8 protein-coding genes and 1 pseudogene are annotated in these 13,374 nt (G+C 71.5%); 3 read left to right on the forward strand and 6 right to left on the reverse strand.

The genetic code is table 11. The annotated features are described in order from the left end of the window. Position 1: 1 nt before the first annotated feature. Positions 2-1,171, forward strand: coding sequence for an alanine racemase (locus AB0I10_RS31595; protein WP_363156099.1), 1,170 nt, complete (start codon positions 2-4; stop codon positions 1,169-1,171). Between the two features lie 117 nt (positions 1,172-1,288). On the opposite strand, the gene ffh is transcribed toward AB0I10_RS31595, so the two are convergent. The 5 genes from ffh to AB0I10_RS31620 form a co-directional block, all read right to left on the reverse strand. Beyond that, positions 1,289-2,839, reverse strand: coding sequence for a signal recognition particle protein (gene ffh, locus AB0I10_RS31600; RefSeq protein WP_363156100.1), 1,551 nt, complete (start codon positions 2,837-2,839; stop codon positions 1,289-1,291). A 127-nt stretch (positions 2,840-2,966) separates the two neighbouring features. Continuing rightward, entirely contained in the window at positions 2,967-5,429 is a 2,463-nt protein-coding gene (locus AB0I10_RS31605) for a [protein-PII] uridylyltransferase (protein ID WP_363156108.1), read from the reverse strand. Positions 5,430-5,647: 218 nt separating this feature from the next. After that, on the reverse strand, positions 5,648-5,986 hold the full coding sequence (locus AB0I10_RS31610; RefSeq protein ID WP_363156101.1) for a P-II family nitrogen regulator: 339 nt from the start codon (positions 5,984-5,986) through the stop codon (positions 5,648-5,650). Further along, positions 5,983-7,365: an ammonium transporter gene (locus AB0I10_RS31615; protein ID WP_363156109.1), complete on the reverse strand. Its 1,383-nt coding sequence runs from the start codon at positions 7,363-7,365 to the stop codon at positions 5,983-5,985. The genes AB0I10_RS31610 and AB0I10_RS31615 overlap by 4 nt, the downstream gene beginning before the upstream one ends. 387 nt (positions 7,366-7,752) lie before the next feature. After that, the gene (locus AB0I10_RS31620; RefSeq protein WP_363156102.1) at positions 7,753-9,249 is read right to left on the reverse strand and encodes a hypothetical protein; all 1,497 of its coding nucleotides are present in this window, start codon (positions 9,247-9,249) and stop codon (positions 7,753-7,755) included. Positions 9,250-9,720: 471 nt separating this feature from the next. Between AB0I10_RS31620 and AB0I10_RS31625 the strand changes: the two genes are divergently transcribed. Further along, positions 9,721-10,401, forward strand: a complete 681-nt coding sequence (locus tag AB0I10_RS31625) for a bifunctional DNA primase/polymerase (protein WP_363156103.1) — start codon at positions 9,721-9,723, stop codon at positions 10,399-10,401. 134 nt (positions 10,402-10,535) lie between these two features. Continuing rightward, a pseudogene (locus AB0I10_RS31630) lies at positions 10,536-11,767 on the forward strand (IS30 family transposase). A 121-nt stretch (positions 11,768-11,888) separates the two neighbouring features. On the opposite strand, the gene ftsY reads toward AB0I10_RS31630, so the two are convergent. Further along, positions 11,889-13,130, reverse strand: coding sequence for a signal recognition particle-docking protein FtsY (gene ftsY, locus AB0I10_RS31635; protein WP_363156104.1), 1,242 nt, complete (start codon positions 13,128-13,130; stop codon positions 11,889-11,891). Positions 13,131-13,374 lie beyond the last annotated feature (244 nt).

Consider the following 13,374-nt stretch of genomic DNA (forward strand, 5'->3'; position numbering starts at 1 on the left):
CGTGTTCCTCGACACCGTCCTCGCCCGCAATCCCCGGCTGGCCGCCTGTGCGACCGAGCTGCACGAGTGCGGCGCCATTCCGCCGGACACCTATGTGCTGGACCGGGACGCCGTGGCGTCCAACGCCGCGCTGCTCGCCGCGGAGGCCGGGCGTCTGGGCCTCTCCCTCTGGCCCGTGGTCAAGCAGGTCGGCCGCAATCCGGAGCTGATCCGGGCCATCGCCCGGCACCTCCCGGTGTTCGCCGCGATCGACGCTCCGGAGGCCCGGGTGCTGCGGGCGGCAGGCGCGCGCGCCGGGAACCTCGGGCATCTGGCGCAGATCCCGCTCCGTGCGCTGCCGGAGCTGCTCGCCTGGAGGCCGGCGGCGGTCACCGTCTACGACCTCGCCAACGCCCGCGCCGTCTCGGACGCGGCCCGCCGTCTCGGTCTCGTCCAGGACATTCTCGTCCGCGTCGAGGGCGCGCCGGGCGCCGTCCATCCGGGGCAGGAGGGCGGAGTGCCGCTCGCCGGTCTGGACGCCTTCGCCGCCGGGGCCGCACGGCTTCCGGGCGTACGCATCGCAGGTGTTACGGCCTTCCCGTGCCTGGCGTGCGATCCCACCACAGGCCGGCCTTCCCCCACCCAGAACTTCCAACTGGCCCACACCGCCAGGGAGTTGCTGGCCAACCGGGCCGGGATCACCCCCGGCCGGCTGACCCTGAGCGCCCCCGGCGTCACATCGATGGCGAGCCTGCCGCTGCTGGCCCGTCTCGGCGCCACCCACGGGGAACCGGGGCACGCCCTGACCGGCACCACTCCCCTGCACGCCGTCGACCCGAGGCAGCCGGAACGGCCCGCGTATGTCTACGTCACCGAGGTCGCGCACACACTCGCGGACGGCCGCCCGGCACTGTTCGGCGGTGGCTTCTACCCACGGGCCGCCATCAGGTCCGCACTGATCCCACGCACCGGCGCGCGCCTGGCGGTGCGGGACGCGCCTGCGGAGAACATCGACTACCACCGGCTGCTGGAGCCGGGCGACGCGCGGCCCGGCGATACGGCCGTGCTCGCCTTCCGCACCCAGGTCTTCGTCACCCGCAGCACGGTCGCCGTCGTCTCCGGCCTGTCGTCCGGCGCACCGAGGCTGACCGGCTGCTACGACCCGTGGGGACGCCCCCTCCCGGAGCTGTGACGCCGGACCCCTGGGCGGGTGCAGTGGCTCGGATCGGCGGGAGCAGGCCCCTGCCGACGGCACGCGCGAGCCCCCGGCCACAGCGTGACCGGGGGCTCGCAGCTATAGCCGTACGGCTCAGCTCATGAACTTCTTGAACTCGTCGGGGAGTTCGAAGTTCTGCGGGTCCTGGCCGCCCTGCGGCAGGCCCAGCGGGTTGCCGGCCTCGGCGGCCTCGCGGCGGGCGGCCGCGGCCTCCTCCTCGGCCTTGCGCTTCATCGGGTTGCCGCTCTTGCGCTTGCCCTTGGCCTGCTTGACCTGCTTCTTCTTCCGGGCGGCGCCGCCACCCATGCCCGGCATCCCCGGCATGCCCGGCATACCGCCGCCCTGGGCCATCTTCGACATCATCTTGCGGGCCTCGAAGAACCGCTCGACGAGGTTCTTCACCGTGCTGACGTCGACACCGGAGCCCTTGGCGATACGTGCGCGCCGCGAGCCGTTGATGATCGTCGGCTCCTGGCGCTCGGCCGGGGTCATCGACTTGATGACGGCGGCCGTACGGTCGACCTCACGCTCGTCGAGGTTGTTGATCTGGTCCTTCATCTGCCCCATGCCGGGCAGCATGCCGAGGAGCTTGGAGATGGAGCCCATCTTCCGGACCTGCTCCATCTGGGCCAGGAAGTCGTCAAGCGTGAACTCCTTGGGGCCCTTCTGGAGCTTGGCCGCCATCTTCTCGGCCTCGGCCTGGCTGAAGGTCTGCTCGGCCTTCTCGATGAGCGACAGCATGTCGCCCATGCCGAGGATGCGGGACGCCATGCGGTCCGGGTGGAACGCGTCGAAGTCGTCCAGCTTCTCGCCGTTGGAGGCGAACATGATCTGCTTGCCGGTGACATGCGCGATGGACAGCGCGGCACCACCGCGGGCGTCACCGTCGAGCTTGGAGAGCACCACACCGTCGAAGCCGACGCCGTCGCGGAACGCCTCGGCGGTGTTGACCGCGTCCTGACCGATCATCGCGTCGACGATGAAGAGGATCTCGTCCGGGCTGACCGCGTCGCGGATGTCCGCGGCCTGCTGCATCAGCTCCTGGTCGATGCCCAGGCGGCCGGCGGTGTCGACGATGACGACGTCGTGCTGCTTGCCGCGGGCGAATTCGATGGAGTCCTTGGCGACCTTGACGGGGTCACCGGTGCCGTTGCCCGGCTCGGGCGCGTAGACCGCGACGCCGGCGCGCTCGGCGACGACGGAGAGCTGGTTGACGGCGTTGGGGCGCTGGAGGTCACAGGCGACGAGCAGCGGGGCGTGGCCCTGCGCCTTGAGCCAGCGGCCGAGCTTTCCGGCGAGGGTGGTCTTACCGGCACCCTGGAGACCGGCCAGCATGATGACGGTCGGCGGGGTCTTGGCGAAGCGCAGCCGGCGGGTCTCGCCGCCGAGGATGCCGACGAGCTCCTCGTTGACGATCTTGATGACCTGCTGGGCGGGGTTCAGCGCCTGCGAGACCTCGGAGCCGGTGGCCCGCTCCTTGACCTGCTTGATGAAGGCGCGGACGACGGGGAGGGCGACGTCCGCCTCAAGCAGGGCGATACGGATCTCACGCGCCGTGGCGTCGATGTCCGCCTCGCTCAGGCGGCCCTTGCCCCGGAGGTTTTTGAAAGTACTCGCCAAGCGGTCGGAAAGCGTATCGAACACGGCGGTCGTCGATCCTCGGGGTCGGGGGCGGAGGTAATCGCCTCCTAGGGTATCCGGCTCGGCAAGCGGGCCACCGCGGACCGCCGGTGTGCGGGCGGCCGGCGGGCAGCGGGCGCGGTGACGCCGGTCACTCCAGGGCGCTCTGCACCCCGCGGGCGACGGCCGCGGCCTGGTCGGCGGGCAGCGGAGCGCCCTTGGTGTCCGTCACATAGAACGCGTCCACCGCGTTCGCTCCCAGCGTGCTGATGTGCGCGCTGCGGACGCTGACGCCCGCATCCTCCAGCGCCCGCCCGATCCGGTGCAGCAACCCGTGGGCGTCCTGCGCGCGGACCTCGATGACGGTCGCGGTGCGGGACGTCCCCGGGGCGACGGCGACGCGGGGCGGCGGGGCGAGGACCGCGCGGGAGCGGCGGGCGTAGGCGCGTTCGCGTTCGGCGAGGCGGGCGGAGATGTCGAGGGAGCCATCGAGGGCACGGACCAGATCGGCGCGCAGCCGGACGGCCTGGGGCAGCGAGCCGTATTCGGCGGCCACCCGCCAGCTGAGGAGCAGGACCGGGCCCTCGCCGATGGGGTCGAGGGTGCGCAGGTCGGCGGCGCGGACGGTGAGGCGGTGCACGGCGAGGACGCCGGCCGCGGCGGCGAGGACGCCCGGCTGGTCCGGGACGGCGATGAGCAGTTCGACGCCGACCGGTTCCTGGCCGCTATCGGGCGCCGGAGCGTCGTCGGCGGGGGCCTCGTCGCGGGTGTGCAGGGCCAGGACGGGGCCGCCGGTACGGGCCGCCTCGATCGCCAGCCGCTCCTGCTCGGCGGTCGGCTCATCCGTCGTCCGGCCCTCCGGTACGGCCTCCCCGGCGAGCTGCGCCGCGACGCGTTTGACCAGGTCGGCGACGAGTCCGCCGCGCCAGGCGGACCAGGCAGCGGGCCCGGTGGCGAGCGCATCGGCCTCGGTCAGGGCGTGCAGCAGTTCCAGGGTGCCCACGCTGCCGACGGCGTCCGCGACGGCGCCCACCGTCTCCGGGTCGTCCAGGTCGCGCCGGGTGGCGGTCTCGATGAGCAGCAGATGGTGCCGTACGAGGGTGGCGATCACCGCGACATCGCGGGTGCCGAAGCCGAGCCGGGTGGCCACATCGCGGGCGATGGTCTCGCCGGCCACCGAGTGGTCGCCGGGCCAGCCCTTGCCGATGTCGTGCAGCAGGGCGGCGATGAGCAGCAGGTCGGGGCGGTGCACCCGGCGGGTCAGAGCGGACGCCCGGACCGCGGTCTCGACGAGGTGGCGGTCGACGGTCCAGGTGTGGACGGGGTTGCGCTGCGGGCGGCAGCGGACGCGTTCCCAGTCGGGCAGCAGCCGCGTCACGAGGCCCTCGGCCTCCAGGGACTCCCATACCGGCACGGTGTGCGCGCCCGCGCCGAGGAGCGTGACCAGCTGCTCACGGGCCTCTGCGGGCCACGGCACGGGCAGCGGCCGGGCCGCGGCGGCCAGGTTGCACCGACGGATCGCATGCACCGCCAGCGGCAGTCCGGCCTGCGCGGCGGCTGCCGCGGCGCGCAGCACTAGCACCGGGTCCCGCTCCGGGCGGGCGGTGCGGGCCAGCACCGCCTCGCCGTCGAGTTCGACGACGCCCTCGGCGAGCGGCGAGCGCTCCCCCTTGCCGGTGGTGCGGCCGTTCAGCAGCCCCCGCAGCAGGGGTTTCACGGACCGGGCCCGCAGCACCCGGCCGACCTCGCGCCAGGTGACATCGGCCGCGTAGGAGATGGTGCGGGCGGATTCGTAGGTCTGCCGCAGCAGGGCGTCGGCATCCAGCAGGCCGAGGGCGTCGGCAACCTGGGTCTGCTCCTGGAGGGAGAGCCGGTCGGTGGCGCGGCCGGTGACCAGGTGGAGCGCGTCACGGGTGTCGAGCAGGCGGGTGCGGGCGGCTTCCAGGCCGCCGCGCGGGGCGTCGGCGAGCCAGGACGCGGCGACCGCCCGGAGCGCGGTGGCGTCCCGCAGTCCGCCCCTGGCCTCCTTGAGGTCGGGTTCGAGGAGGTACTGCAGTTCGCCCTGCCGCTCGGCGCGGTCCTGGCACAGATCATGGAGCTCGGGCAGTCGTTTGGGGGCGGTCTCGCGCCAGTCGGCGTACGCGGCGGTGCGCACCGCCGCGGTCAGTTCGGGGTCGCCGGCCAGGTGGCGGGCGTCGAGCAGACCCAGCTGCACCTTGAGGTCCTCGCGGGCCGCGGTGCGGGCCTCGGCGGGGGTGCGTACGGAGTGGTCGAGGTCCAGGCCGAGGTCCCAGACGGGGTACCAGAGCCGGTCGGCGAGAGCGGCGACCGCGCCGGCGTCGGCGCGGCCGTCGTGCAGCAGGAGGAGGTCGAGGTCGCTGCGCGGGGAGAGTTCGCCGCGGCCGTAGCCGCCGACGGCGACGAGGGCGGCGCCGTGCACGCCGGAGGCGGTGGCGGCGCCGGCCAGGAGGGCGGCGAGCCAGCCGTCGGTCAGCCGGGCGAGGGCGGCGCGGCGGTCCGGGCCCGCCGGGGCGTCGTCCTGGAGGAGCCGCAGCCGGGCCGCGGGATAACCCCCTTCGGGGGCGGCCCCGGTGTCGGTGTACTGGCCCGGCAGTCCGGCCGGTCCTGCCGTTTCCTCGACGCTCTCCGTCAACTCGGGCGCTCCTTGGTCGTGTTGTCCCCCGCGGTCACCGCTGCCCCGTCATCCCCGTGGGGCGCGCACCGCCGGCCTGTCCCCGTAGGTACTCCGGCTCCGGCCCCCGGCGGCGATTGCCGCGCCGGAGGCCGGAGCCGGGTCACTCGGACGACTCGGGCGTCGTCGGTCCAACGCTGTTACAGCGCGTCCGGGCCACGCTCGCCCGTCCGTACGCGTACCGCCTCGTCGACGGGCACGCTCCACACCTTCCCGTCGCCGATCTTGCCGGTGCGGGCCGCCTTCACGACGACCTCCACCAGCTCGTCGGCGTCCGCGTCCTCGACGAGCACCTCGATCCGGACCTTCGGCACCAGATCGACGGTGTACTCGGCGCCGCGGTACACCTCCGTGTGCCCGCGCTGCCTGCCGTAGCCGCTGGCTTCGGTGACGGTCAGACCGTGCACACCGAAGGCCTGCAGGGCGTCCTTCACCTCGTCCAGCCGGTGCGGCTTGATTACTGCCGTGATGAGCTTCACGCGTCCACCTTCTTCGTCTTGCCCTGCTTGCCGGCGGGCCCATTGGGTTCAGCCGTGGCGCCGCCGGTCGCGGGGATCGCTGCCGTACGGGCCACCGAGCCGCCGCCCGCGCCGGTGAAGTCATATGCCGTCTCGGCGTGCGCGGCCTGGTCGACGCCCGAGATCTCCTCGTCCTCGCTGACCCGGAAGCCCATCACCAGGTCGATGACCTTGGCAAGGATGAACGAGACGACCAGCGAGTAGACCAGCACGGCCGCCACTCCGATCGCCTGCTTGCCCAGCTGGTCGAGGCCGCCGCCGTAGAAGAGGCCCTTGGCCTCGCTCTGCACACCGCCGGTGGCGAACAGGCCGATCAGCAGAGATCCGACGACACCGCCGACGAGGTGGACACCGACGACGTCGAGCGAGTCGTCGTAGCCGAACTTGTACTTCAGGCCGACGGCCAGGGCGCACAGCACACCGGCGATGACACCGATCGCGATGGCGCCGAGCGGGCTGACCGAGCCGCAGGCGGGGGTGATCGCGACGAGTCCGGCGACCGCGCCGGAGGCGGCGCCCAGCGTGGTGAACGAGCCGTGCCGGATCTTCTCGTACGCGAGCCAGCCGAGCATCGCGGCGGCCGTGGCGACCTGGGTGTTGACGAAGGCGACAGCGCCGATGCCGTCGTCGTTGCCGAGCCAGGAGCCGGCGTTGAAGCCGAACCAGCCGAACCACAGCAGCCCGGCGCCGAGCATCACCAGGGGCAGGCTGTGCGGCCGCATCGGGTCCTTCTTGAAGCCGATGCGCTTGCCGACGACCAGGATGACGCCGAGCGCGGCGGCACCGGCGTTGATGTGCACCGCCGTACCACCGGCGAAGTCGATGACCTCAAGCTCGAAGAGCCAGCCGCCCTCGGCCCACACCCAGTGGGCGACGGGGAAGTAGACGACGGTGACCCACAGGGTGATGAACAGCGCCCAGGCGGTGAACTTCACCCGGTCGGCGAGCGCACCGCTGATCAGCGCGGGCGTGATGATCGCGAACATCAGCTGGAAGGCCGCGAAGACATAGATGGGGATGGTGGTGGAGCCCCACAGCTCGGTCAGGCCGATACCGCTGAGCCCGGCGAAGTCACCGTCCCAGCCGATCAGGCTCCCCTTGTCGGTGCCGAAGGTGAGCCCGAAACCGTAGAGGACCCAAAGAATCGTCACGATGCCCAGGCTGATGAAGCTCATCATCAGCATGTTGAGCACGCTCTTGACCCGGACCATGCCGCCATAGAAGAAGGCGAGACCGGGCGTCATGACCATCACCAGTGCGGAGCAGATCAGGATGAACCCGGTGTTCGCCGGGCTGAGTGTCACCTTGTCTGCTGCAAGCGTCAGGATGCCTGGGGGCATCGGCGTCTCCTCGTCGTCGATGCGGCCCGTGCGGGCGTATTTCTGGTGGGCCGACTTGGCCATGAGGTTGTCGCAGCGTGGTTTCGGCCAAACCTTGCCGGTGTTTCACGGCAGTGACGAAGGCGGCGTCAGTGTTACGCCCCGGTGAACTGCAAGATCAGCGAACGCCCACCCGTTTTAACCCCCCGAAACCATCAATTGAGCAACCCCCACGGCGCGCAACCACCTTCGCGAGAGCGGCGCCGGTTCAGGCGCAAAGAGGGGCGGCGCCGGTTCAGGCGCAAAAGAGAGCCCGGCCACGGCTTCCCACCCTCGTGACCAGGCGCGGGGGAGCCGAGTCGGGCTGTACGGGGTGGGTGGCCGTGGCCGGGGGTCTTGGGGGCGCGGTCAGCCGACCTCCGCCGCGCTTTCCGGCAGCTGACGGGAGAGCTCGTCGCCCAGCTGGATCACCTCGGCGACGCCTCCGAATTCCCGCGCCGCGGTGTCCACGGTCTTGCGCAGCCTGGTGTTGACCCGCTCCGAGCGGACCTGCCTGGCGAACGGGATGGCCTTCTGCGCCATCTCCGCGCAGGCCTCCGGCTCCTTCTGCAGCAGCCGTACCGTGGCCATCCCGATCAGATTGAGCGCATACGAACGCTGATGCTCGGGGTCCTCACGGAAAAGCTCCACGGCGCGCTCCATGACCGGCTCGGCGAGCGAGGCGTACGTGGGACTGCGACCGGCCACATACGCCAGGTCGCGGTACGAGTGGGCGTTCTCGGCGTTCAGCTCCGCCTCGGAGAAGAAGCGGATCCAGTCCGGCTCGGGCTCGCCGGGCATCGCGTCGGAGAAGGTGTCCTCGGCCATCCGGACGGCCCGCTTGACCTTGCTGGGCTGGCCCATCCCGGCGTACGCGCGCGCCTCCATCGCATACAACATCGCCTGGGTGCGCGGAGTGGCCGTTTCACGACTGCCGTACTGGGCGAGATGGATCAGCTCCAGCGCGTCCTCCGCCCGACCGAGATGGATCATCTGGCGGCTCATGCTGGAGAGGATGTACGAGCCCAGAGGGCGGTCGCCTGCTTCCTTGGAGGCGTGCAGCGCGAGCACGAAGTATTTCTGGGCGGTGGGCTGCAGCCCGATGTCGTAACTCATCCAGCCGGCCAGCTCGGCGAGCTCGGCAGCGACCTTGAAGAGCCGCTTGGCCACCGCCTCGGGCTGCGGCTCCTGGAGGAGGTCGGTGACCTCGTGCAGCTGGCCGACCACCGCCTTGCGGCGCAGCCCGCCGCCGCACTGCGCGTCCCACTGCCGGAACATCGCGGTCGTCGACTCCAGCAGATCCAGCTCCGGCTTGGACAGCCGGGCGGCACGCCGCGCCCGGTCCGGCGGCGCATCCCCGCCGCCCTGCCCGGCGGGCACCGGCACCAGCCAGCGCTGCATCGGCTCGATGAGGGTCGGCCCGGCGGCCAGCGCGAGCGAGGTGCCCAGGAAGCCGCGGCGCGCGAGCATCAGGTCGCTGCGTGAGAACTCGCTGATGAGGCTGACGGTCTGGGGCCCGGCCCAGGGCAGGTCCACACCGGAGACGGACGGGGACTGGTGCGCCGAGCGCAGCCCGAGCTCCTCGATGCCGACCACACAGCCGAAGCGCTCCGAGAACAGCTCGGACAGGATCCGCGGAATGGGCTCGCGCGGCTGCTCGCCGTCCAGCCAGCGGCGCACCCGCGAGGTGTCGGTGCTGATGTGGTGGGCGCCCATCTGCCGCGCCCGGCGGTTGACCTGTCGCGCCAGCTCGCCCTTGGACCAACCGCTGCGTACGAACCATGAACCCAACTGCGTGTTGGGACGTTTGACGGCGTCGGTGCCGCCTGACCCGCCGGAACCGGCGGTGCCGCCGTTGCCGCCCACTGGAACGCCCCCATTCCTTGCTGCCGCCGAAGCCTCGTTGCGAACCACCCACAGGATGCCGCCTGTTGCGACGCCTGTCCGGGGTACATCTACCCGATGCCGGATTCCGGCCACACCTCCAGCCGGTGAACTACCGGCGGGTTGCCACCGGCATACCCGTGCGAACGATGCCTCTCCGGGGTTCGTGCACTGAAAGTAATCCTACGATCACGCCCCTCGCGAGTGCGATTGCGGAAACGCCACCATTCGCCACCCCTTCGAGGGAACTCCCCGGCGGCCTCTCGCGATTGACTTGACACAGGTCGACAGGCCGGGCGGAGCGAAGCACGCGAGGGCGTGCACACCGCCCTGCACCACCCGGCGCACGACACCACATCACCGGCACCGCGGAGCGACGACGGAGCGTCAACACCGCTCCTCGTCAACCCGCCGACTCGTAACCACAGGCACGCACCACCCGTTGGAGGGGGCATGGGCTTCACGATCGGCGGCATCCGGGAGCGTTCCGGCTCGCGGCGCCGCGCCCGCTCGACCGAAGGCACGGCGGTGGCGGAGTACTCCGGACTGTGGAGCTGGGACGTCGTCCCCGGCGCCCGCGCGGTCCGCGCCGGCAGCGGCCGTACGGACTGCTCGTGCGGCGACACCGACTGTCCGGCGCCCGGCGCCCACCCGCTGGGCTTCGGCCATGAGCTGGCGGCCGGGGCGACCTTGGAGAAGGCCGTGGACGCCTGGGCGGAGACCCCGGGGGCGGCCGTACTCCTCCCGGTGGGCCGGTCGTTCGACATCCTCGATGTGCCGGAGACCGCCGGCCGGTGCGCGCTGGTGCGCCTGGAGCGGATGGGGCTGCCGCTCGGCCCGGTCGCGGCCACCCCGACCGGCCGGGCGCTGTTCTTCGTCGCGCCCGGTGCGGCCGCCGACCTGCCCGGACTGCTCTACCGGATGGGCTGGGACGACGCCGATCTCGATCTGCGCCCCCTGGGCCACGGCGACCACATCACCGCGCCACCGTCCGACCTCGGCGGCCACGGCCCGATGCGCTGGCTGCGCCCGCCCACCCTGGACACGGCCGGACGTCCGCCGGAGGCCCGGCTACTGCTGGGCACCCTGGCCTATTCCTTGCGCCTGAGCCGGCGCCGCCCCCTCTGCGCCTGAGCCGGCGCCGCACCCGCGGAGGTGGCTGATCGCCGTCGGGGGTGCTCGATTGATGGTCGCAGTAGAGGCGAAGGGCCCCACCGTTCTGACTTCCGTTCTAGTGGTCGTTGCAACACCCCAGCTCAAGGGGTGCGATGGACTTCAAGATCCGGGAGAACCGGCAGCAGCCTCAGGGCCGCAAAGCCCTGGTCCGTGAGCGCGCGGAATACTTCCGGCTCATGGACCAGGGCTTCAACAACACAGAGGCTTGCCGGATCGTCGGCATCAACCGGCGGACCGGCAAGCGGTGGCGGCATGGCCGCCAGGCCACGGGGCTCAAGCGAAGTTCTCCGCCGGTTAGTCCGTCGAACACCTCAGAGGGCCCGTCGAGGTATCTGTGCGAGGCCGACCGAATCCATATCGCCGACCGGCTGCGCGAGAAGGCATCGATCCGGCAGATAGCCGCAGAGCTGGGTCGGAGCCCGTCGACCATCAGCCGGGAGATACGTCGCAACGGAGCGTTGTGGCGGGGCAGGGGCTGGGTCTACCGCCCGCACGCCGCACAGTCCCGCGCCGACGCCCGGCGGCCTCGGCCGAAGCCGGGAAAGATCAGCCAGAACCCGGAGCTGCGCGACTTCATCCAGCACCACCTCGCACGCCGCTGGAGCCCCGAACAGATCTGCCAGGCTCTGCGGGCACGTTTCCCCGAGCGGCCGGAGATGCACGTGACCCACGAGACCGTCTACCAGGCCCTCTACGTCCAAGGCCGTGGCGAACTACGCCGGGAGCTGGCAAAGGCACTGCGCACGGGCCGCACAATGCGCCGGCCGCACCGCCAGTCCTACCGGCGCCAGCCCCGCATGGCCAAGGACATCGTGATGATCAGCGACCGGCCTGCCGAGGCCGCCGACCGAGCCGTCCCCGGACATTGGGAGGGTGACCTCATCATCGGCAAGGCCCAGAAGTCGGCAATCGCACTCTGGTGGAGCGATCCAGCCGTTTCGTCACCCTGGTTCACCTGCCCGAAGGTCGCAGGCCCTCGCAGATGCGGGACGCGCTGATACAGACCGTCTCGACCCTGCCCGCCCAGCTCAGGCGCTCTCTCACCTGGGACCAGGGCTCCGAGATGCACTTGCACCACGAGTTCAGCATCGCCACCGACATGCCGGTCTTCTTCTGCGAGCCCGGCAGCCCTTGGCAGCGCGGCTCGAACGAGAACACCAACGGCCTGCTGCGGCAGTACTTCCCCAAGGGCACCGACCTGGCCCGCTATACCCGCGAAGAACTGGATGCCGTCGCGGTCGAGCTGAACAGCCGACCACGCAAAACGCTCGGCTGGGAAACCCCAGCCGAGCGTCTCGCTAAGCTCCTGGCGACAGCCAGTTGATCACCTGTGTTGCAACGACCCCTGGAATTCGCGTGATGCGGTGGGGCCCTTCGCATGTACAGCAACCATCAAGTGAGCAACTCGCGCGGCGCGTCACCACGTCCGCGAGAGCGGCGGCGGTTCAGCCGCCGAGGAGAGCATCGACGAACGCCTCGGGCTCGAAGGGCGCCAGGTCGTCCGCGCCCTCGCCCAGGCCCACCAGCTTGACCGGTACGCCGAGTTCGCGCTGGACCGCGACGATGATGCCGCCCTTGGCGGTGCCGTCGAGCTTGGTCAGCACCACGCCGGTGATGTCCACGACCTCGGCGAACACCCGCGCCTGCACCAGGCCGTTCTGGCCGGTGGTGGCGTCCAGGACGAGCAGCACCTCGCCGACCGGGCCGTGCTTCTCGACGACCCGCTTGACCTTGCCGAGCTCGTCCATCAGCCCGGTCTTGGTGTGCAGCCGGCCCGCGGTGTCGATGAGGACGACATCGGCGGTCTCGGCGATACCTTCCTTCACCGCGTCGAAGGCGATCGACGCGGGGTCGCCGCCCTCGGGTCCGCGGACCGTACGGGCGCCGACCCGCTCGCCCCACGTCTGCAGCTGGTCGGCTGCCGCGGCGCGGAAGGTGTCGGCCGCGCCGAGGACCACGGACTTGCCGTCGGCGACCAGAACACGGGCGAGCTTGCCGGTGGTCGTGGTCTTTCCGGTGCCGTTGACGCCGACGACCAGAACGACGCCGGGGATCTCGCCGCCGCCGTTGCCGATGCCGTTGGCGGTGTGCACGGAGCGGTCCGCGTCGGTGCCGATGAGGGTGAGCAGTTCCTCACGCAGCAGGTCGCGCAGGCCCTCGGGCGTACGGGTGCCGAGGATCCTGACCCGCTCGCGCAGCCGGTCGACGAGCTCCTGTGTGGGAGCGACGCCGACGTCGGCGGTCAGCAGGGTGTCCTCGATCTCCTCCCAGGTGTCCTCGTCGAGGTGTTCGCGGGAGAGCAGGGTCAGCAGGCCCTTGCCGAGGGAGTTCTGTGAGCGGGAGAGCCGGGCGCGCAGCCGGACCAGCCGGCCGGCGGTCGGCTCGGGGACCTCGACCTCCGGGACGACGGGCGCCGCAGCCTCGGCCTCGGCGGCCGGTGCCTCGGCCTCGGGGGCCTCCGCGGTCGGCAGTCCGACCTCTTCGATGGTGCGACGGGGTTCTTCGCGGGGGGTCTCGGCCTCCTCGCCGATGTGCGGTTCGGCGGGGGGCGCGGTAACGGGGGGCGTGGCGGGGGCAGCCGGCGGGGGCGGCGGCAGCTGCTTCTTCTTGCGGCCGCTGACGACGAGCCCGCTGATCGCGCCGAGCACGACCACGGCGATGACTACAGCAAGGATGACGATTTCCATAACCCCTCCAGTATCAGTCACGTGCCGCTCGGGGGGACTGCACGCGCTGCGCTTTGCCGGGGCCGTCTTGGTTACTCGCCGTTTTCGGCTGTCCCGCCGTTGTGGTTTGTCGCCGTTGCGCCTGCGGCGGGCGGTGCCGCTGCGCGGGGCTGTCGGGTGCGGTTCCGGACCTCCGGACTCCGTCCTGCGGTCCGGCCCCTCCCGTTGAGTGTGGGAAAGACCGGCGGGGGTGCACGTAAGCGAT

The sequence above is a fragment of the Streptomyces sp. NPDC050636 genome, assembly GCF_040654775.1.
Classification (GTDB): domain Bacteria; phylum Actinomycetota; class Actinomycetes; order Streptomycetales; family Streptomycetaceae; genus Streptomyces.